This window comes from Nonomuraea wenchangensis (assembly GCF_900111685.1).
Classification (GTDB): domain Bacteria; phylum Actinomycetota; class Actinomycetes; order Streptosporangiales; family Streptosporangiaceae; genus Nonomuraea; species Nonomuraea wenchangensis.
In genome coordinates, this window is the sequence record NZ_FOHX01000002.1 from 243,470 (window position 1) to 263,476 (window position 20,007).

Below are 20,007 nucleotides of genomic sequence, written 5' to 3' on the forward strand. Positions count from 1 at the left end.
CGTTGATCAGGACGTCCCGTCCGGGCCGCCCAGCTCGCTGTCCAGCATCGCGAACAGTTCCTCGTCGGTCGCCGCGGCGAGGTCCCGCACGCTGTCGCGCGAGGCTCCGTTGCCGTCGGTACGGCGGTGCGCCTCCCGCCACCGGCGGGCCAGCGCCTCCAGCCGGGCCGCCACCGCCTCCACGTCGGCCTGTCCGGGCGGAGCGTCGGCGAGCGGCTCGGCCATGGCGGCCTCCAGCCGTTCGAGTTCGTCGAGTACGGCGCGCGCCGGGTCGGCGTGCTCCGGGTCCAGTTCCTCCAGGAGGAACGTCACCAGTGCCTCCGGGTTGGGATGGTCGAAGACCAGCGTCGCCGGGAGGCGCAGCCCGGCGGCGTCGGCCAGCCGGTTCCGCAGCTCCACCGCGGTCAGCGAGTCGAAGCCCAGCTCGGCGAAGGCCCGCCCCGCCGCGATCGCGTCGACGCCGGCGTGCCCGAGCACCGCAGCGACGTGCGAGCGGACCAGGTCGAGGAGGATGCGGCGCTGTTCGGCGGGCAGCAGCCCCGTCAGCCTGTCCGCCAGCGACTCCTCCGCCGCGGGCGTGTCGGCCGCGGCCCGTCGCCGGGCCGGCGTGGTCACCAGGCCACGCAGCACCGGCGGCACCGGCCGGCCGGACAGCGCGTCCGCGTCCACGTCGGCGGCGAGCACCACCGGGGCGTCCCCGGAGACGGCGGCGTCGAAGCGGTTCAGTCCGGTCTCGGTGTCGAGCTCGCGCAGCCCGCTCCCGGCCAGCCGGGCCGAGTCGCCCGTGCCGACGTGGGCGGTCATCGAGCTGCGTTCCGCCCACAGCCCCCAGGCCAGCGAGTGCCCGGGCAGGCCGAGGTGGCGCCGATGCTGGGCGAGCGCGTCCAGGAAGGCGTTCCCCGCGGCGTAGTTGCCCTGACCGGGCGAGCCGAGCAGCCCGGCGGCCGAGGAGAACATGACGAACAGGGCGAGGTCGTCCCCTCGGGTCAGGTCGTGGAGGTGCCAGGCGCTGTCGGCCTTGGGACGCAGCACCGCCGCGAGCCGTTCAGGGGTGAGCGAGGCGATCGTGGCGTCGTCGAGCACGCCGGCCGCGTGCACCACCCCGGTCAGCGGATGCTCGGCCGGGATGCCGCCGAGCAGCGCGGCGAGGGCGTCCCGGTCGGACACGTCGCAGGACTCGACCCGCGTCGAGGCGCCCAACCCGTCCAGCTCGTCGCGGAGCTCGGCGGCCCCGGGCGCGTCGATGCCGCGCCTGGTGACCAGCAGCAGGTGCCGTGCGCCGTACCGGGTCACCAGGTGGCGGGCGACGTGCCCGGCGAGGACACCGGTGCCGCCGGTGATCAGTACGGTGCCGTCCGGGTCGAGCTCCCGAGGCACGGTCAGCGCGAGCTTGCCGACGTGGCGTGCCTGCTGGAGGTGACGGAAGGCGTCCTTGGCGCGCCGGGCGTCCCAGACGGTGACGGGGGACGACCGTAGCACCTCGTTCTCGTACAGCCGCACCACCTCGGCGAGGATCTCCTGTACGCGCTCCGGGGTGCCCTCCGGGTGCTGGGTGCGTGACTGGGCCACCATGTCGTACGCCCGGTAGACGACCCCCGGATGGGTGTCGGCCACCTCGTCCGCCTGCCTGATGTCCGTCTTGCCCATCTCCAGGAAGTGGCCGCCGCGCGGCAGCAGCTCCAGCGAGGCGTCGACGAACTCCCTGGCCAGCGAGTTGAGCACCACGTCCATCCCCTCGCCGCCGGTGGCGGCCAGGAACTTCTCGCGGAAGCCGAGGTCCCTGGAGGAGGCCAGGTGGGCATCGTCCAGGCCGAGTGCGCGCAGCACGGGCCACTTGGCGGGCGACGCGGTCGCGTAGACCTCCGCGCCCAGGTGCTGGGCGAGCTGGATCGCGGCCAGGCCGACTCCGCCCGCTCCCGCGTGGACCAGCACCCGGTCACCCGGACTCACGCCGGCCAGGTCGACCAGGCCGTAGTAGGCGGTGAGGTTGACGATCGGCAGCACGGCGGCCGCGGTGAACGACCAGTCGTCCCGGATGGGGACGAGCAGCCGCCGGTCGCTGATCGCCACGGTGCCGGCGCCGCCGTCGACCAGGCCGGTCACCCGGTCGCCCGGCCGCAGATCGGTGACGGCGGAGCCGACCTCGAGAACCACCCCGGCGGCCTCGCCGATCAGTCCGTCGTCCTCCTCCGTGATCATGTCGAGGGCGACCACCAGGTCGTGGAAGTTGATCCCGGCGACGCGGGGCGCCAGCCGTACCTCGGTGGGCGCGAGCGGGCGGGTCGCCTCCGGCGCCGGCAACAGCGCGAGGTTGGACAGCGTGCCCTTGCCGGTGGTGGCCAGCCGCCACGGCCCGGCCGGGGGCACGAGCGTGTCGGCGTCCCGCACCAGCCGCGGCGCGTGAACCGTGCCGGCGCGCAGGGCCAGCTCCGGTTCGCCCGCCTCGATCGCGGCCCGCACCGTCGCCCACTCCGGGTCCTGCTCGTCGGTGTCGAGCAGGACGAACCGGTCCGGGTGTTCCGCCTGCGCGGCACGTACCAGGCCGGCGGCCGCCGCGTGCGCGGGATCGGCGTCCTCTCCTGGGAGGACCGCCGCCGCGCGCCGTACCACCACGGCCAGTCGGGCGCCGTCCGGCCGGTCGCCTGACAGCCATCCGCGCAGCGCGGCCAGGGTGGCCCCGGTGGCCGCGTGAGCGGCGGCGGCCGGGTCCTCGCCGGCGTCGCGGGGCACGTGGAACATCTCGAGGTCCGGGGTCGTGGCTGCTCCGTTGGCCGATCCCGCGCCGTTGACGAGCGGCTCGGCAAGCGAGGACACCGCAGCCGCCGAGGGCAGCGGTGTCCAGGTGAGCCGCGGCAGCGCGACGGTCGCCGCCGCCGCGTGCGCCAGCTCCCCGTCGGTCACCGCGCGCACCACCATGGCGTCCACGGAGGCCATCGGGGCCCCTGCGGAGTCGGCCAGCTCGATGGCGAAACGGTCGGGGTCGTCGGCGCCGTCCCGGTTGGCGACGCCGCGCAGCCGTACCCGGGCCGCCGTGGCGCCCGTGGTGCGCAGCCGTACGCCGCGCCAGGTGAACGGCAGCCGGGGCGCGCCGGAGGAGTCGTCGTCGAGGAGCCCGGCGGTGTGCAGCGCGGCGTCCAGCAGCGCCGGATGGATCCCGAACCCGTCCGCCTCACCGGCGACCGGCTCGGGCAGGGCGACCTCGGCGAAGATGTCGTCGCCGCGGCGCCAGGCACGGCGCAGCCCGCGGAACGCCGGTCCGTAGCCGTACCCGCCGGCGGCCATGGTCTCGTACAGATCGCCGACGTCCAGCGGACGCGCGTCCGCCGGCGGCCAGGCCGAGCCGGGCGGCTGCATGGGGGGCGGCTCCGCGTCGGAGGTCTTCGCGAGGGTGCCGGTGGCGTGCCGGGTCCACGCGGTGGTCGCCGCGCCGCCGGCCGGGTCGGCCGACGCCGGTGCGGCGTACACGGAGATCTGCCGGTGGCCGTCCCCGGCGGCGCCGACCACCACCCGCACCCTGGTCGCGCCGTCGTCGGGCAGCACCAGGGGGCGTTCCAGGATCAGCTCCTCCAGCAGGTCGCAGCCGGCCCGGTCGGCGGCGTGCAACGCCATCTCCACCAGCGCGGCGCCGGGCACCACGATCCGGTCGGCCACCTTGTGGTCGGCGAGCCACGGCTGACCCGCGACGGACAGCCGGCCGGAGAAGACCAGCCCGTCGCCGTCCGGCTCGTCCAGCACCGCGGCGAGCAGCGGATGGTCGGCGGAGTCCAGACCGGCGGCGCTCAGCCCCGCCGGTCCGGCCGGGGTGGCCGGCTTCCAGTACCTGTCGTGCTGGAAGGGGTAGGTGGGCAGCTCCGCGCGCCGCCGCGCGACCGGCAGGACCTTCGACCAGTCCACCGGCACTCCGCGCAGCCACGCCTCGGCCAGCGCCGTGGTGAACCGGCCGCCCTCGTCGCGGCGTAGCGTGCCGAGCGCGGCCACGTCCACGCCGTCCGCGGCGGCGGTCTCCTCGATCGCCGGAGTGAGCATCGGATGGGGGCTCATCTCCAGGAACAGCCGGCGACCGCGGGCCAGCAGCGCCCGGGTGGTCTCCGCGAACCGTACGGTCCTTCGCAGGTTCGTGTACCAGTACTCGGCGTCGAGCCCGGCGGTGTCCAGCTCGGCCGCGACCACCGTCGAGTAGAAGGGCACCCGAGCGGTCCGGGGGCGCAGCCCCGCGAGATCGCGCAGCAGCGGCTCGCGCAGCACTTCCACCTGCGCGCCGTGCGAGGCGTAGTCCACGGCCAGCCGCTTCACGCGGACGCCCTCCGCCCGCAGCCGGGCCTCCAGCGCGTCCAGCGCCGCGCCGTCGCCGGCCAGCGCCACCGAACCGGGCCCGTTCACCACGGCCACGGACACGGCGTCGCCGTACTCGGCGAGCAGCTCGGTCATCCGTTCGGCGGGCAGCGCCACCGACATCATGCCGCCGTTCTGGCCGGACAGGCGCTCGGCGACCGCGCGGGCGCGCGTCACCACCACCCGCGCCCCGTCGCCCAGCGACAGCGCCCCGGCCACACAGGCGGCGGCGATCTCTCCTTGGGAGTGGCCGACCACGGCGGCCGGTTCGACCCCGGCCGCGCGCCAGGTCTCCGCCAGCGCCACCATAACCGCCCAGAGCACGGGCTGGACCACGTCGACCCGCTCGAGCATACGGGCGTCGCGCAGCGCCTCGCGTACCCGCCAGTCCACTAGCGCCTCGATCTCCGCGGCGCAGCGCTCCAGGGCGGCGGCGAACTCGGGCGAGGAGTCCAGCAGTTCGACCGCCATGCCGGGCCACTGACCACCCTGCCCGGGGAAGACGAACACCGGCTGGTCGGCGCCGTCGTGCACGAGACCTCGGACGAGCTCCGCGGCCTGCTCGCCGGCGGCCAGGGCACGCAGCCCCGCCACCGTGGCATCCCGGGATTCGCCCAGTACGGCCGCGCGCCGCGGCAGACCGGCCCTTCGGGTGAGCTCGGCGGCCACATCCAGCGGATCGGCCTCGTCGTGCTCGGTCATGAACCCGGCCAGCCGGTCGGCTTGCGCCCGCAGCGCGGCCTCGCTCTTGGCCGACAGCAGCACCGGAAGCGTGGCCGGCACGCTCGCGGCCGACGGCTCCTCAGCCGGCGGCTCTTCCACGATCACATGAGCGTTGGTGCCGGAGATGCCGAACGACGACACCCCCGCCCGGCGCGGCCGGCCCTCGACCTGGGGCCAGGGCTGGGGCTCGGTGAGCAGTTGAACCGCGCCGCCAGTCCAGTCCACCTTCGACGAGGGCGCGTCCACGTGCAGCGTCTTGGGCAACAGGCCGTGCCGCATCGCCAGGATCATCTTGATGATGCCGGCCACCCCGGCCGCCGCCTGAGTGTGACCCAAGTTCGACTTCACCGACCCCAGCCACAACGGCGACTCCCGGTCCTGACCGTAGGCCGCCAGCAACGCCTGCGCCTCGATCGGATCGCCCAGCGAAGTGCCGGTGCCGTGTCCTTCGACCACGTCCACCTGCGCAGGACGGATCCCCGCCGACGCCAGCGCCTGAGCGATCACCCGCTCCTGAGAGGGGCCATTAGGCGCGGTCAGCCCGTTGGACGCCCCGTCCTGGTTGACCGCGCTGCCGCGCAGCACCGCCAGCACCTGATGGCCACGGCGCCGGGCGTCCGACAGCCGCTCCACCACCAGCACGCCGACGCCCTCGCCCCAGCCGACCCCGTCAGCCGCCTCGGCGAACGCCTTGCATCGGCCGTCGGCGGACAGGCCCCGCTGCCGCGAGAACTCGACGAACGCACCCGGCGTCGCCATCACCGTCACCCCGCCCGCCAGCGCCAGGTCGCATTCGCCGCGCCGCAGCGCGTCGGCGGCCAGATGCAGCGCCACCAGCGAGGACGAGCAGGCGGTGTCCACGGAGAGCGCGGGACCGCGCAGGCCGAGGGTGTAGGAGACGCGCCCGGAGACCGTGGCGCCGCCGGCGCCGGCGGGCACGTAGTCGTGGTACATCACGCCGGCGAACACCCCGGCGCTGGTCTCCCGCAGCGACGTCGGGTCGATCCCGGCCCGCTCCAGCGCGGTCCAGGACACCTCCAGGAACTGCCGCTCCTGCGGGTCCATCTCCGCCGCCTCGCGCGGGCTGATCCCGAAGAAGTCCGGGTCGAAGTCGCCGGCGCCGTACAGGAAGGCGGCCTCCCTCGCGTACGAGGTCCCCTCGTGCGCGGGGTCGGGGTGGAACAGCGACCCGAGGTCCCAGCCGCGGTCGGCGGGGAACTCGCCCACCGCGTCCCCGCCCTCGGTGAGCAGCCGCCAGAGGTCCTCCGGCGACTCCACGCCGCCCGGGTACCGGCAGGCGAGCCCCACGATCGCGATGGGGTCGGTCGTGTCGGCGGGCGCCGCCGCCGGGGCCACCGGCGCCGGCTCCGGCTTCTCTCCTGACCGTTCCGCCAGGAAGGTCGCCAGCGCGGTCACGGTCGGGTGGTCGAAGACCAGCGTCGCCGACAGCGACATGCCGACCCGCCGGCCCAGCCTGTTCCGCAGTTCCACGCCGGACAGCGAGTCGAAGCCCAGCTCCTGGAAGGCCCGGTCCACCGGCACCGACTCGGCCGTGTCGTACCCGAGGACGCCGGCGGCCTCCGCGCGGACCACGCCCAGCAGCAGCTCACGCCGCTCCGCCGGGGACAGCCGGTCCAGCCGGTCGGCGAGCGAGCCGGGCCCGGCCGCGGCGGCACGGGCCGGCCGGCGGCCGGCCAGCGCGCGCAGCACCGAGGGCGGCTCCGTGTCCCGGCCGCGCAGCGCGGCGAGGTCCAACCGGCAGGCCACCGGCGCGGGGTGCCCCGCGGCCAGCGCCGCGTCGAACAGGGCCAGCCCCTCCTCGGCGGTGAGCGGTCGCATCCCGGACGCGGCCAGCCGGGCGGTCTGGCGGCCGTCCAAGCGGCCGGCCATGCCGTGTTCCGTCTCCCACGCCCCCCAGGCCACCGAGATCGCCGGGAGCCCGGCGGCGGCCCGCCGTACGGCGAGCGCGTCCAGCGCGGCGTTGGCCGCCGCGTAGTTGCCCTGTCCCGCGGCGTCCATCAGCCCGGTCGTCGAGGAGAACAGCACGAACGCCCGCAGCTCGTGAGCACAGGTCAACTCGTGCAGGTGCCACGCGGCGTCCACCTTGGGCCGCAGCACCCGCGCCACCCGCTCCTCGTCGAGCGCAGGAATGGTGCCGTCGGCCAGCACGCCGGCCGCGTGCACCACGGCCACGAGCGGCCGCTGGGGCGGGACCTCGTCCAGGAGCGCGGCGAGCGCGGCGCGGTCGGCCACGTCGCAGGCGGCCACCGTCACCTCGGCGCCCAGCCCGGTCAGCTCCTCGCGCAGCTCGGCCGCGCCGGGCGCGTCGAGGCCGCGGCGGCTGGTCAGCACCAGGTGCCGCACCCCGTGCTCGGTGACCAGGTGCCGGGCCAGCAGGGCGCCCAGGCCGCCGGTTCCGCCGGTGATCAGCGTGGTGCCCTCGGCAGGCCAGGCGGCGTCGTCGGCGTCTCGTCGTACGAGGCGGCGGGCGTCCTGCGCCGCACCGCTGCCGTCGAGGCGGGCCAGACGGGGCACCCAGAACCGGCCGGCGCGAACGGCCGCCTCCGGCTCTCCCGCGCTCAACGCGGCCGTGGCGGCCTCGTCGATCGCGGCGCGGTCCGGGTCCAGCTCGGGGTCCAGATCGACCAGGATGATCCGTCCCTGGCTCTCTTCCCTGGCGGCCCGGACCAGACCCCAGACCGCCGCCTGCGCCACGTCCGGCGCGGTGTCGCCGATCGCGACGGCGCCTCTGGTCGCGACGACCAGGGTGTCCTCGGCGGAGGGCTCGGCGGCCAGCCAGGTCCGTACGCGCTCCAGCGTGGCCGCCACGCCGTGGCGTACCCGCTCCGGCGTCGCCGCCACGGTGTCGTCCGCGGCGGCCACGTACACTTCGGCCGCCGCGACGGCGTCCCGCGCGGATGTCCCCTCCGGCGCGGCCAGTGGCCGCCACTCCACCTCGTAGAGCGGGCGGGTCGCCGCCCCGGCGCCAGTCGGGAGGTCGGCGGCGAGCGGGCGGGATTCGAGCGAGGTCACGGTGGCCAGGGGGCTTCCCGTCGCGTCGGCCAGGTCCAGCCGTACGGCTCCCGCCCCGGCGGTGTCGTCCGGGCGCAGCCGTACCCGTGCCGCGGCGGCGCCGGTGGCGTGCAGCTCGACGCCGCGCCAGGCGAACGGGACCACCGGCCGCCCCTCGGTCGTCTCCGCGTCCATCTCGGGCAACAGGCCGACCCGCAGCGCGGCGTCCAGCAGCGCGGGGTGCGCGCCGTATCCGGCGGACTCCACGCCCTCCGGCAGCGCCAGCTCGGCGTAGAACTCGTCGCCGCGTCGCCAGGCGGCGCGCACCGCGCGGAACGCCGGGCCGTACTCGTAGCCGCGCTCGGCCAGCCGGTCGTCGAAACCGTCGACGTCCACAGACTGCGCGTCGGGGGGTGGCCACGCGGTGAGGCCGGTGCCGTCGGCCGTGGCGGGCGCCAAAGTGCCCTGGGCGTGCCGGATCCAGCCGTCCCCGGCCGTCGAGTGGATCTCGACGGTACGGCGGCCCCGATCGTCGGGAGCCCCTACGGCGACCTGTACGGCCAAGCCGCCCGTCTCCCCGGTGTCAGTGGGGATGACCAGCGGGGTCTCCAGGACGAGCTCGTCCAGCCGGCCGCAGTCCACCTCGTCGCCAGCGCGGATCGCCAGCTCCACGAAGCCGGTCCCCGGGAAGATCACGGTGCCGTTCATCGTGTGGTCGGCCAGCCAAGGCTGGGTACGCGGGGACAGCTGCCCGGTGAGGGTGACGGCGCCGTCCGGGTGGGTCACCGCGGCGGCGAGCAGCGGGTGCTCGACGGGCGCCTGGCCGACCGCGGACACGTCCCCCGACCGGTGGGCCTCCAGCCAGAACCGGCGCCGCTGGAACGCGTAGGTGGGCAGGCCGACGTGACGGGGCGGGGTCTCACGACCGGCGAACCAGGGGGCCCAGTCCACGCCCACGCCACCGGCCCAGGCCGCGCCGAGCGCCGCGCCGAAGTGCGTCACTTCGTCGCGGTCGCGGCGCAGCAGCGGCACCACGGGGCCCGCGTGGCCGCCGTCGGCGAGGATCTCCTCGACCATGGGGGCGAGCTGCGCGTCCGGGCCGACCTCCAGGAAGTGGGTGACCCCACGCTGCCGCATGACGTGGACGCCGTCGGCGAACCGCACCGGCCGCCGTACGTGCTCCACCCAGTAGCCGGGCTCGGTGACCTCGTCACCGGCCAGCTCGCCCGAGACGTTGGACACCAGCGCCAGCTCCGGCCGCCGCAACGTCAGCCCCGCCACGACCTGCCCGAACTCGGCCAGCATCGGCTCCATCAACGGCGAGTGGAACGCATGCGACACCCGCAACGGCCGCGTCCGGTATCCACGCTCCCGCGCCCACTCCACTACCTCGGCGACCTGATCGGCCGCACCCGACACCACCACGGCACCGGGCGCGTTCACCGCAGCCACCGAGACATCGCCACGCAGCACGGGGACGATCTCTTCCTCGCCGCAACCGATCGCGGCCATCGCACCGCCGGCCGGCAACGCCTGCATCAACCGGCCACGAGCGGCCACCAACCGGCACGCGTCCGCCAGATCCAGCACCCCAGCCACATGGGCAGCAGTGATCTCACCCAGCGAATGCCCGGCCACGAAGTCAGGCCGAACCCCGAACGACTCCAGCAACCGGAACAGCGCCGTCTCGAACGCGAACAGCCCGGCCTGCGCGAACACCGTCTGGTTCAGCGCAGCGGCCGTCTCCTCGTCCTGGGACGTGGGCGCCAGCACCTCACGCAGTCCGAGCCCGGACGACCCGCCGGAGAAGGTGCCCAGCTCGGCCGTCAGGAGCTCGGCCGCCTCGTCGAAGGCGCGCGCGAACACGTCGAAGCGCGCGTACAGGCCGCGGCCCATGCCGAGCCGTTGCGCGCCCTGTCCGGAGAACACCAGGCCGAGCCGTCCGGTCCTGGCCGTCTCGACGGTCACGCCGGACGACGGCTCGCCCGCGGCCAGGCCGCGCAGCGCGGCGAGCAGGCCGTCCCGGTCGTCGGCCACCAGGGCGGCGCGATGCGTCAGCGCCGCCCGCCGGGTCAGCGCCCACGCCACGTCCGCCGGGTCGGCGCCGGCGCCGCGCTCGGCGAGGAAGCCGGCCAGCCGGTCGGCCTGCGCGCGCAGCGCGGCCTCGGACTTGGCCGACACGACCACCGGCAGCACACCGGCCGTACGGTCAGGGGGTGCGGACTCCGCAGGGACGGCTTCGCCCGGCGGCTCTTCGAGGATGACGTGGGCGTTGGTGCCGCTGACCCCGAACGCGGAGACGCCGGCGCGGCGCGGGTGGCCGTTCCGGGTCCACGGCCGGGGTTCGGTCAGCAGCTCCACGGCGCCGGCGGACCAGTCTACTTCCTGGCTCGGCGCGTCCACGTGCAGCGTCTTGGGGAGCGTGCCGTGCCGCATCGCCAGGACCATCTTGATGACCCCGGCGGCGCCGGACGCCGCCTGGGCGTGGCCGATGTTCGACTTCACCGAGCCCAGCCACACCGGCCGGTCGCGGCCCTGCCCGTAGGTCGCGAGCAACGCCTGCGCCTCGATGGGGTCGCCCAGCCCGGTCCCTGATCCGTGGCCTTCCACGACGTCGACGTCCGACGGGGACAGGTTCGCCGCGGACAGCGCGGCGCCGATCACCCGCTCCTGGGACGGGCCGTTCGGCGCGGTCAGGCCGCTGCTGGCGCCGTCCTGGTTCACGGCGGAGCCGCGGATCACGGCGAGCACGGGGTGCCCGAGCCGTTGCGCGTCGGAGAGCCGTTCGAGCAGCAGCAGGCCGACACCTTCGCCCCAGCCGACCCCGTCGGCAGCGTCGGCGAACGACTTGCAGCGGCCGTCCGGGGAGAGCACGCCCTGCCGGGCGGAGTCGACGAACAGCTCGGTGGTGGACAGCACGGTGGCGCCGCCGGCCAGGGCCAGCTCGCACTCGCCGCCGCGCAGGGCCTGCGCCGCCAGGTGCAGCGCCACCAGCGACGACGAGCAGGCGGTGTCCACGGTGACCGCGGGCCCCTCGAAGCCGTACAGGTAGGAGATGCGTCCGGACGCCACGCTGTGGTGGCTGCCGTGGGCGATGAAGCCCTGCACGCCGCGGGGTATCCGGTCGCTGCGCGAGCCGTAGTCGCCGTACATCACGCCGACGAACACCCCGGTACGACTGCCGCGCAGCGCCGTCGGGTCGATCCCGGCGCGCTCCACCGCCTCCCAGGTGGTCTCCAGCAGGAGCCGCTGCTGCGGATCCATGGCGGTGGCCTCGTTGGGGCCGATGCCGAAGAACTCCGGCTCGAAGTCGGCCACGTCGCGGAGGAAGCCGCCCTCGCGGGTGTAGGTCTTGCCCGGTTTGCCGCGCTCCGGGTCGTAGATCGCGTCGACGTCCCAGCCGCGGTCGGCGGCCGGCATGGGCGTGACCGCGTCCACCTCGTCGGTGAGCAACCGCCACAGGTCCTCGGGTGCGGTCACCCCGCCGGGGTAGCGGCAGGCCATGCCGACGATCGCGATCGGCACCCCGCCGTCCGGTCCGGCGCCCAGCTCGCGCAGGCGGTCCTCGGCGGCCTGCAACCGCCGCTTGGACTCCCGCAGATCCGCCGTCGCCCTTTTCAGGTAATTGACAAGTTTCTCTTCGTTGTCCATTACCAACCTAGGAATAGAAGGAGCGTTGAGCTCACCGGGCTCGATGGTTCTCACCCTTTCGGTTGCGCCACCAAACTACGAAATGTTCGGAGTCCGACTAACCCCTACGAGCCCCCTAAGACCAATTGTTGTCGGCGCGGAGCAGTTCGCCTGCGCGCTCGGTGAGCGCCTTTCTGTCCACCTTGCGGTTGGCGTTCAGCGGAAGTTCGTCGAGGTGGTGATAGCGCTTGGGCACCATGCCGTGCGGCAGCGTACGGCGCAGCCGGTTGGCCAGCTCGACCGGCGGGCGCGCCTCGCCGGTGTAGAACACCACGAGCTCCGTGCCGGCCGCGCCGTCCACCCCGACCGCGGCCGCCTCGGCGACCCCGTCGCCGGCGGCCAGCAGGGCGTGCTCGATCTCGGCCAGCTCCACCCGCCAGCCCTGCACCTGCACCTGGGCGTCCCGTCGGCCCAGGTAGCACAGCTCGTCCCCGGGGAGCCGCCGCACCCGGTCGCCGGTGCGGTACCAGGTGTGCCCCGCGTGTTCCAGGAAGCGGCCCGCGCCGTCCTCCGGGTCCAGGTAGCCGGGGGTGAGCTGCGGTCCGGTGACGCACAGCTCCCCTTCCTCGTCCTCGGTCGGCCGGCCGTCCTCGGTGACGAGCAGGACCTGGTGTCCGGGGTGCACGGCGCCGATCGGTACGACGCCGTTGACCGCGAGCTTCTGGGAGCCCTCCGGCGACCAGCGGTGACCCGTGATGGTCACGGTCAGCTCGGTCGGCCCGTACAGGTTCTCGACGGTGGAGAACGGCGCCGCGCGGGTCCAGTCCTCGACGTCCTGGCAGCGCAGCGCCTCGCCGGCGAAGAAGCTCCACCGCAGGCCAGGCAGGGTGTCCGGGCGCAGGGAGCCGAGCCGGCGGGCCAGGCTGATGCCGCTGGGCGTGGAGAACCACACGGTCACCCGGTGGCGCTCCAGGAAGGCGGGCAGGTCGGCGTGGCCGCGCGGGGGCACCGGCACCGCCGGGGCGCCCGCGCCCCAGGCGCAGAACAGGTCGAAGATCGCGCAGTCGAAGGTCAGGTCGAAGGTCTGCGAGAAGGCGTCGTCGGGGCTGAAGTCGTAGCGTCCGTCCAGCACGCCGAAGTAGTGGTGCAGGTTGCCGTGGGTGAGCACCACGCCCTTGGGGCGGCCGGTCGAGCCTGAGGTGAACAGGATGTAGGCGGGGGCGTCGGGCGGCACCGCGAGCGGTTCGGCCGGCGCGTGCGCGGCCGACACCGGGATCCCCCCTTCGCCGCCGCCATCGGGCAGCAGCGCGGCCCCGTGGTAGCCGCGTTCCCGCAGTTCAGGCAGCAGGCCGGCGCCGCGCCCGTCGGCGATCAGCGCGGTGACACCGGCCGCCACCATCATCCGCGCCGTCCGGTCGGGCGGGAAGTCGACGTGCAGCGGCACCACGGTCGCCCCGGCGTACAGCGCCGCGAGCACCCCTGCGTAGGCCGTGGTCCCCTTCTCCGCGAGCACCCCTATGGGGCCGGTGACGCCGCCGTGGAGCAGCGACCCTGCCCAGACGAGGGCGAGCTCGTGCAGCTCCTCGAAGGTGACCGTACGGTCGCCGAGTCGCAGCGCCGCACCGCGCGGCGCGGCGGCCAGTCCGCCCAGAAATCGGCCGTGGAGGTTCCGGTGAATTTCTTCGCCCATTTTCTTTTCCTCAGCGCGAGTTATTGAGGCATAATGCAGGCCATGTGGGACAAACAGTTTGAGGCGCTGCTGCGGCACCGCCTCCCCTTGCTGTCTTCAGGCGACGAGCTCAGCGCGGACACCAACCTCCGGGAATTCGGCTTGGATTCCATGGGCGCGGTCGAACTGTTGAGCGCGCTGGAATCCGACTACTCCGTACAGTTCGACGAGGAGGCACTCGTCCTGGACACCTTCAACACCCCGGGAGCTTTGTGGGCGGCGCTCAGCGCGGCCCGTCCAACCTCCTGAGGCCGCCGGGTCACCCCGCCGCCGAGCCACGCTCCGCACCGGACTCCACGCCGCGCGACGAGCGGGGCTCGGCATCGCGAGCCGCGGCGACGAGCAGCGGCCGCTTCGGACCGACCGGCACCACCTCGAAGTTCCGTGCGGTGGCCGGCACCCGGCCGAACAGGGCGTCGGGCCCGGCCACGCAGACCGTGCGCACTCCCCTGGCGCGCAGCGCCTCGACCGTCCCCGGCCAGTGCATCTGGCGGACGAAGCCGTCCAGGAGCAGGCTCCGCACCTGCTCCGCGGTGGTCAGCAACGACCCGTCGTGGTCGGAGATCACCGGCAGCCGCGGCTCGGCGAACTCCAGCTCGTCCAGGACCTCCTTCTCCGCGCGTTGCCGCAGCCCGGCGAAGGCCGGGGAGTGCATCGGCGGGCGCATCGTGTAGAGCGACAGCCCGCCGGCGGCCCGGATCCCCTTCTCCAGCCCCGGCAGATCGTCCGCCGACAGCGTGACCATGAAGAAGTCCCTGTCCACGCGGCAGGCCACGTCCGCCACGCGGTTCCGCGCGGTCAGCTCGCCGAGCAGCTCCTCCACCACCCCTGGATCCACCCGGACGAACGAGTGGGTGACGAGGCTCCGGTGTTCCTTGCTGAAGTAGTCCGCCACGCACCGGGCCAGCCGGGCGGTCATCCACACCGCGTCGGCGAAGCTCAACGAGCCCACATAGGCGGCGACCGCCTTGCCCCCGAAGCTCGGTCCTGTGCACAGCCCCGGGCGGGCGGGCAGCGCCTCACGCTCGGCCCACTGGGCCAGAGCGAGGCAGGTGACCAGGAAGGCCACCTGGGCGTACTCGGAGTAGTCGCCGTCCGCCTGGCGGAACCGGTCGAGCACCTGGTAGCCGAGCGCCTCGTCGGCCTCGGCGAACAGCTGCCACGCCAGCGGCACCTCGGTGGCGAACCGCTCGATGTCGGCGAAGCCGGTAGGCCCCATCCCTGGAAAAACCATCGCGATCTCGTGACTCGATGCGTTGTCCACCAGGGCACGCTAACCGCGGCCGACCGGCCGGCCCCACCCCTAGTACCCCTCATCGTGATCCGACCTGCCCCCACCATCCGCGTGCTCCTGGCCGTCGTGCCTGCGCTGGACGTAGTGGAGCGCGTCCAGCAGCTCGGCCGAGCCGACCGGGTGGGAGCGGCGCCGGGCCACCAGCCCGTCCAGCGGCAGCGCCCCGACGTCCGCCCAGCGCAGCGCGCCGTCGCCGTCGATGTGGCTGCGCGCCGCCCCCCTGTTGTCCGGGTGGACGCAGTAGGGGATGTCCAGGTAACCCCGCTTGAACGCGCGCAGCAGCGCCCTGCCCACGTCCTGGTGCAGCTCCAGGGTGGCCTCGACGAGCCGCCGCGCCTCGGCGTACACCTGCGAGTCGGTACGGCTCGGCGGCGGCGCCACCGGCCGGGCCGCCCGCGCTGCCGTGCCGGCGAGCTCCAGCGCGGCCACGTTCTCCTCGATCGTGGGGATGCGACGGGACTCCGCCTCGGTCTTGACGATGAGCCGCTCCGCCCCGGTGCGCACGGCCAGCTCGGCGGCGGCGGTCAGCAGCGACGCCGCGCCGTGCGGGGTCTCGGGGTAGACCCCCATGTACGCGTACACGACCACGTGCCACCGGACGCCCGCGAGGAACTCCTCGGCCAGCGCCCGCAGCGCGAGCACCGCCTCGGCGTCCTGCTCCGGGCTGGTCTGCTGGGCGTAGCTCAGCGAGATGTCACGCAGGCCGTGCGCCTGGAAGAAGAGCCCTTCGAGGATGCTGAGCGCGACGAGCTGGCCGGGCGGGCAGAGCTGGCCCAGCACGCACCCGCCGAAGGTCTCCAGGTGCGGTTCCCTCCCCGCCTCCTGCCCGCGGGTGGCCAGCAGCTCGCAGCCGCGGGCCCAGTGGTCGACCGCCTGGCTCAGCGGGATCCGGCTGTACGGCAGGCAGTAGGAGACCGGCCCGCCCTCGGTGGCGTCCAGGCCGGCGTCCAGCAACGCCTCGAAGATCTTCACGGGGTTGGCCGAACCGTGCCGCACCTGCACGGGGAAGGTGGCGTCCCGCACCCCGTTCAGCAGCCCCTTGTTGGCCGCGACGCCCTGGCTGACCAGGGGGTAGCCGTTGAGCGCGGCGCCGGAGGCGAGCGCCGCGGCGGCCGAGTCCAGGTCGCCCACCCGGGTGTAGCTGTCCACGGTGATCGTGCCGGCGGTGGCCGCCCGGGCACGTTTCGTGGCGAGCAGCCCGATGCGCATGGTCGCCACGTCGCCGAACCCCATCCGGGGCTGCACCACCAGCTCGCCGCTCGCGGCGGTGTCGGTCACGAAACCGCCGAATCCCGCGGCCATCGCGGACTCAGCCGAACTGGACCGGCGTCCGCGCCGCAGCGTCGTCCGCCTTCCAGGCCACCGTGGCGGCCAGTGTCCTGAACTCCTCGATGTCCTCCGGGCCGCCGCGGTCGAAGACCCGGTCGCAGCCGGCCGCGGTGAGCTCGTCGGCGAGGTCGTCCTCCCGCCGCCCGGTCACCCCGAGGCGGCCGCCCATCACGATCGGGACGCCGGCCAGCTCCGGCCGGGCCCGCAGCTTCGGAACGACCCGCAGGCCCTCCCGGTAGCCGTGCCCGTTGACGGTGCTGATCACGACGAGGTCGGGGCGCTGGTCCACGCACTCGGTGACCAGCAGGTCGTCAGGGACGCACGGTCCCAGGTTCACCACGTCCAGGCCCTCCTCCTCGCAGACCAGCTGCAGGTAGACCAGGTTCCAGGTGTGCGAGTCGGAGGCCACTCCGCTCACCAAGGCGCGCGGGCGGCCCGTACGCGGGCTCGGGTTCAGGTCGGGTAGTACGCGGGGCATGTCAACTCCCTGTCGCGGCGTCGCTTGCGCGGGTCCCCGGTTGGGTCCCGTCAACAGTGGCGAGGTAGGCCAGCAGCACGTCCCGGAACCGGTCGGGTTCCTCCAGGTGCGGGAGGTGGCTGGAGTTCTCGAGGATCTCCCAGCGGGAGTCCGGGATGAGGTCGTCGAACGGGCGGACGGTCTCGGGTGTCGCCTCGTCGTGCCGCCCGGAGATGATCAGGGTCGGCACCTCGATGGACGGCAGCAGCTTCTCGACCGACCAGTCGCGCAGCGTGCCGACGACGTGGAACTCGGTCGGCCCGTTCATCGTGTAGTAGACGGTCGGGTTGTTGTGCATCTCCATGAAGGACGCCTGGTACTCCCGGGGCCAGGGGTCCACCAGGCACACGTACCTGTCGAAGAAGACGCGCATGGCGTCGAAGTAGGCGCGGGTGCCGGTGGTGCCCGCGGTCTCGTGGCGGGTCAGCGTCTCCTGCACCTCGGGCGGGAGGGTGGCGCGCAGCCGTACCATCTCCTCGCGCCAGGTGGCCATCGAGGCCGGTGAGTTCGCGATGACCAGCCCGCGCAGGCCGGGCGGGCGGGCCGCGGCGTGCGTGGCGCCGAGCATGCCGCCCCAGGAGTGGCCGAAGATCAGGTAGTTGCCGTCCACGCCGAGCCGTCGGAGCAGGTTGTCCAGCTCGTCGAGGAACAGCCGCACGGTCCAGAAGTCCGCGCCCTTGTCCGGCAGGTGGGTGGAGCCGCCGTTGCCCAGCTGGTCGTAGAGGATCACCGGGTGGCCGGCGTCGCTCAGCGCGGACAGCGGCAGCAGGTAGTCGTGCGTGCTCCCCGGCCCGCCGTGCAGCACCACCAGGGGCGGGCGCCCGCCGGACAGGTCACCGCTCACCCGATACCAGGTGCGGTACTCCCCGAACGGCACGGTGCCCTTCGCGGTCGGCCGCCGGCTCGTCTCAGCCACCGTGGTGCTCCGCGACCAGGCGTTCCAGCCGGGGTACGAGCTCCGCCGGCGTGGGCTCCGCGAGCATCTCCTTACGCAGCCGGTCGGCGGCGGCCCGCGGGCCGGGCTCGTGGATCAGCGCCGCCACCGCGTCACGGAAGCCGGCGGCGTCGAGCTTCGGCGGCGGGATGTAGATGCCGGCGCCCTGGTCGGCCAGCCGCTTGGCCTTCACCGGGGTGTCCCAGGTGTTGGCCACCATCAGCTGGGGCACCCCGTTGAGCAGCGCGGCGCTGAACGTGCCGGCCCCTCCGTGGTGCACCACCGCCGAACAGGTCGGCATCAGCAGGTTCATCGGCACGAAGTCGACGATGCGTACGTTGTCCGGCACCTCGCCCAGACGGGCGCGCTGGCCGGCGTCGAGCGTGGCCACCACCTCCACGTCCAGCTCGGCCACCGCGCTCACCAGCTCGGCCGGGCCGAGCGCCCAGTCGTGCAGGAAGTCGCCGCCGGTCCCGCCCAGCGTGAAGCAGACGCGGGGGCGGCCGGGAGGCTCGGCCAGCCAGTCCGGCATCACCGAGCGCCCGTTGTACGGCAGCGTCCGCATGCCCACCACCGGCACCCCGACCGGCAGCCGCAGGCTGGCCGGCATCGTGGTGTCGATCGTGAGCCGCCCCGTGGTCACCTCCTCGGTGAAGGGGCGGGAGAAGCGCGCCAGGGTCAGCGTCAGCCACTCGGCCACCGGGTCCTCCCAGTGTGCCCGCGGCTGCCGCGCACGCAGGTCCAGCAAGGTACGGCGGGCGCTGCCCAGCACGTCGAGGCCCCACAGCGCCCGGACGTGCACCGCCCCGCACGCCTCGGCCGCGATCGCGCCGGCCAGCGTGAACGGCTCCCAGATCACGAGGTCGGGGCGCCAGCTCCGGGCGAAGCCGACCAGCTCGTCCACCATCTCCGTGTTGTTGGTGGCGGCCAGCAGCAGCGGCGCGATCACCATGTCGAAGTCGAGAGCCTGCTCCCAGGTGACCGGCTCGTCGCGGTCCTCGTGCACCTGGGGCGGGCCCATGGCCGCGGCCGGCCGCTCCCGCACCTCCTCAAGCTCCGGATCGGTGCCGACCGGGACCGCGGTCAGCCCCGAGGCGGTGATCGCGTCGGTCAGCGAGGGCTGGCTGGCCACCCGGACCTCGTGTCCGGCGGCGGCCAGCGCCCAGCCGAGCGGCACCAGGCAGTTGTAGTGCGAGGCGAGGGCGAACGAGGTCAGCAGGACACGCATCAGGTCTCTCCAAGCCCGAGCACGGGCAGCTCGACGGGGCCGCGCACCACGGGGGCGCGCCGCCGGTACACCGGCGTGCCGGACGGCCGCAGGTTCGGCCGCGCCTCGGCGAGGATCCGCAGCGCCACCTCGGCCTGCGCGCGCGCCAACAGGGCGGCGGGGAGATGGTGGAGCCCGCCCGCGAAGGTGAGCGGCTCCGGCTCGGCCTGCCGGTCGAGGCGGAAGCGGTCCGGCTCCGGGTGCCGGGTCTCGTCCCGGCCCGCGGCCGCGGTGATCATCACCAGGTGGCTGCCCGCCGGCAGTTCCGCTCCGGCCAGTTCGACCGGGGCCGCGGCCACCCGGATCTCCGCCTGCACCGGCGGGTCGTACCGTAAGGTCTCCGCGACGGCCGCGGGCGCCAGGTCCGGGTCCCGGCACAGCGCCGCCCATCCGCCGGGCTCGGCCAGCAGCGCGTGGACCGCGTTGCCCACCAGGTGCGCGGTGGCCGGGACGGCGGCGACGGACAGCAGCACCCGTACGGCCCGGTCGGAGCTCTCCTTGGTTTCCGAGAGCCCGCCGAACAGCTCGTCGAGCCCGGCCACCGCGTCCTCGATCCGGCGGACCAGGGCCAGCGGCTGGGCGGCGAGCAGGGAGTCCTGCAGCGCCTCGGCGTCCGCGCAGAGCTCCGCGTAGCGCGGCAGCGCGGCGGCGGGAACCCCGAGCAGCGCGCCGGTGGCGGCGGTCGCCACCGGCCAGGCGTAGCCGGCCATGAGATCGTCGCCGGCGGCCCGGTCGAGGCGGGCCAGGCACTCCCGCTCGACGGTCTTGCGGTGGGCGGCCAGCGTCTCCGGGTCGACCAGGGGCTGCCAGTGGGGGCGCAGCCGCGCGTGCTCGTCGGCCTCGGCGCCCGGGGTGCCGTAGCCGTAGAAGGGCAGCGGCTGCTCGGCGGCCGGCGAGCCGTCCGGGCCCGCCATCCGCCATCGCGGGTCCGCCAGAACCTCGGCGATCACGCCGGGGTCCGCGGTCACCCGGCTTCCTGTCGTGCTGTGGTAGATCGGGCCCCGCTCACGGATCGCGGCGTAGAGGGGGTAGGGATCGTCGGCGCCGCGCAGGACCAGGGCGTAAGGGTCGCCCATGCTGCCCAGTACCCGCTGCATGGCGCGGGCGTTGAGCAGGCGCAGTCCCAACTCGTAGTCGGCTGCCGGGTTGGCGCCTTCGGGCATGCTGCCTCCACCTAGCCGGCGATCGTATCGACGCTCGCCACGGTAGAGGCGGACATTCCCCCTAGATCAACCCCTAA

9 protein-coding genes are annotated in these 20,007 nt (G+C 74.4%); 1 reads left to right on the top strand and 8 read right to left on the bottom strand.

All coding sequences use genetic code 11. The annotated features are described in order from the left end of the window. Positions 1-6 precede the first annotated feature (6 nt). Together BMW85_RS05305 and BMW85_RS05310 are read right to left on the bottom strand one after the other, a co-directional pair. The gene (locus BMW85_RS05305; RefSeq protein WP_091077624.1) at positions 7-11,718 is read right to left on the bottom strand and encodes a type I polyketide synthase; all 11,712 of its coding nucleotides are present in this window, start codon (positions 11,716-11,718) and stop codon (positions 7-9) included. Between the two features lie 115 nt (positions 11,719-11,833). Continuing rightward, positions 11,834-13,387: an AMP-binding protein gene (locus BMW85_RS05310; RefSeq protein WP_091077627.1), complete on the bottom strand. Its 1,554-nt coding sequence runs from the start codon at positions 13,385-13,387 to the stop codon at positions 11,834-11,836. A 42-nt stretch (positions 13,388-13,429) separates the two neighbouring features. Between BMW85_RS05310 and BMW85_RS05315 the strand changes: the two genes are divergently transcribed. After that, on the top strand, positions 13,430-13,675 hold the full coding sequence (locus tag BMW85_RS05315) for an acyl carrier protein (protein ID WP_091078882.1): 246 nt from the start codon (positions 13,430-13,432) through the stop codon (positions 13,673-13,675). Between the two features lie 10 nt (positions 13,676-13,685). Here BMW85_RS05315 and BMW85_RS05320 read toward each other — a convergent pair whose 3' ends face one another. From BMW85_RS05320 to BMW85_RS05345, 6 genes are read right to left on the bottom strand one after another with little or no spacing between them, the layout of a single operon-like run. Beyond that, positions 13,686-14,690 carry an ACP S-malonyltransferase gene (locus tag BMW85_RS05320; protein WP_218155671.1) on the bottom strand — a complete coding sequence of 335 codons (1,005 nt, stop codon included), beginning with the start codon at positions 14,688-14,690 and terminating at the stop codon, positions 13,686-13,688. Between the two features lie 39 nt (positions 14,691-14,729). After that, positions 14,730-15,998: a methylaspartate mutase gene (locus tag BMW85_RS05325; protein WP_245774637.1), complete on the bottom strand. Its 1,269-nt coding sequence runs from the start codon at positions 15,996-15,998 to the stop codon at positions 14,730-14,732. 31 nt (positions 15,999-16,029) lie between these two features. After that, complete coding sequence (locus tag BMW85_RS05330) at positions 16,030-16,527, bottom strand: cobalamin B12-binding domain-containing protein (protein ID WP_091077631.1); 498 nt, start codon at positions 16,525-16,527, stop codon at positions 16,030-16,032. A 1-nt stretch (position 16,528) separates the two neighbouring features. Then, complete coding sequence (locus BMW85_RS05335; RefSeq protein ID WP_091077634.1) at positions 16,529-17,482, bottom strand: proline iminopeptidase-family hydrolase; 954 nt, start codon at positions 17,480-17,482, stop codon at positions 16,529-16,531. Continuing rightward, complete coding sequence (locus tag BMW85_RS05340; RefSeq protein ID WP_091077636.1) at positions 17,475-18,728, bottom strand: activator-dependent family glycosyltransferase; 1,254 nt, start codon at positions 18,726-18,728, stop codon at positions 17,475-17,477. The genes BMW85_RS05335 and BMW85_RS05340 overlap by 8 nt, the downstream gene beginning before the upstream one ends. Further along, the gene (locus BMW85_RS05345; RefSeq protein WP_091077638.1) at positions 18,728-19,930 is read right to left on the bottom strand and encodes a cytochrome P450 family protein; all 1,203 of its coding nucleotides are present in this window, start codon (positions 19,928-19,930) and stop codon (positions 18,728-18,730) included. The genes BMW85_RS05340 and BMW85_RS05345 overlap by 1 nt, the downstream gene beginning before the upstream one ends. Between the last annotated feature and the right edge of the window lie 77 nt (positions 19,931-20,007).

Coding starts and splice junctions, on each gene's coding strand:
- BMW85_RS05315 (WP_091078882.1), top strand. CDS start 13,430: ATGTGGGACAAACAGTTTGAGGCGCTGCTGCGGCACCGCCTCCCCTTG.
- BMW85_RS05305 (WP_091077624.1), bottom strand. CDS start 11,718: ATGGACAACGAAGAGAAACTTGTCAATTACCTGAAAAGGGCGACGGCG.
- BMW85_RS05340 (WP_091077636.1), bottom strand. CDS start 18,728: ATGCGTGTCCTGCTGACCTCGTTCGCCCTCGCCTCGCACTACAACTGC.
- BMW85_RS05330 (WP_091077631.1), bottom strand. CDS start 16,527: ATGCCCCGCGTACTACCCGACCTGAACCCGAGCCCGCGTACGGGCCGC.
- BMW85_RS05345 (WP_091077638.1), bottom strand. CDS start 19,930: ATGCCCGAAGGCGCCAACCCGGCAGCCGACTACGAGTTGGGACTGCGC.
- BMW85_RS05310 (WP_091077627.1), bottom strand. CDS start 13,387: ATGGGCGAAGAAATTCACCGGAACCTCCACGGCCGATTTCTGGGCGGA.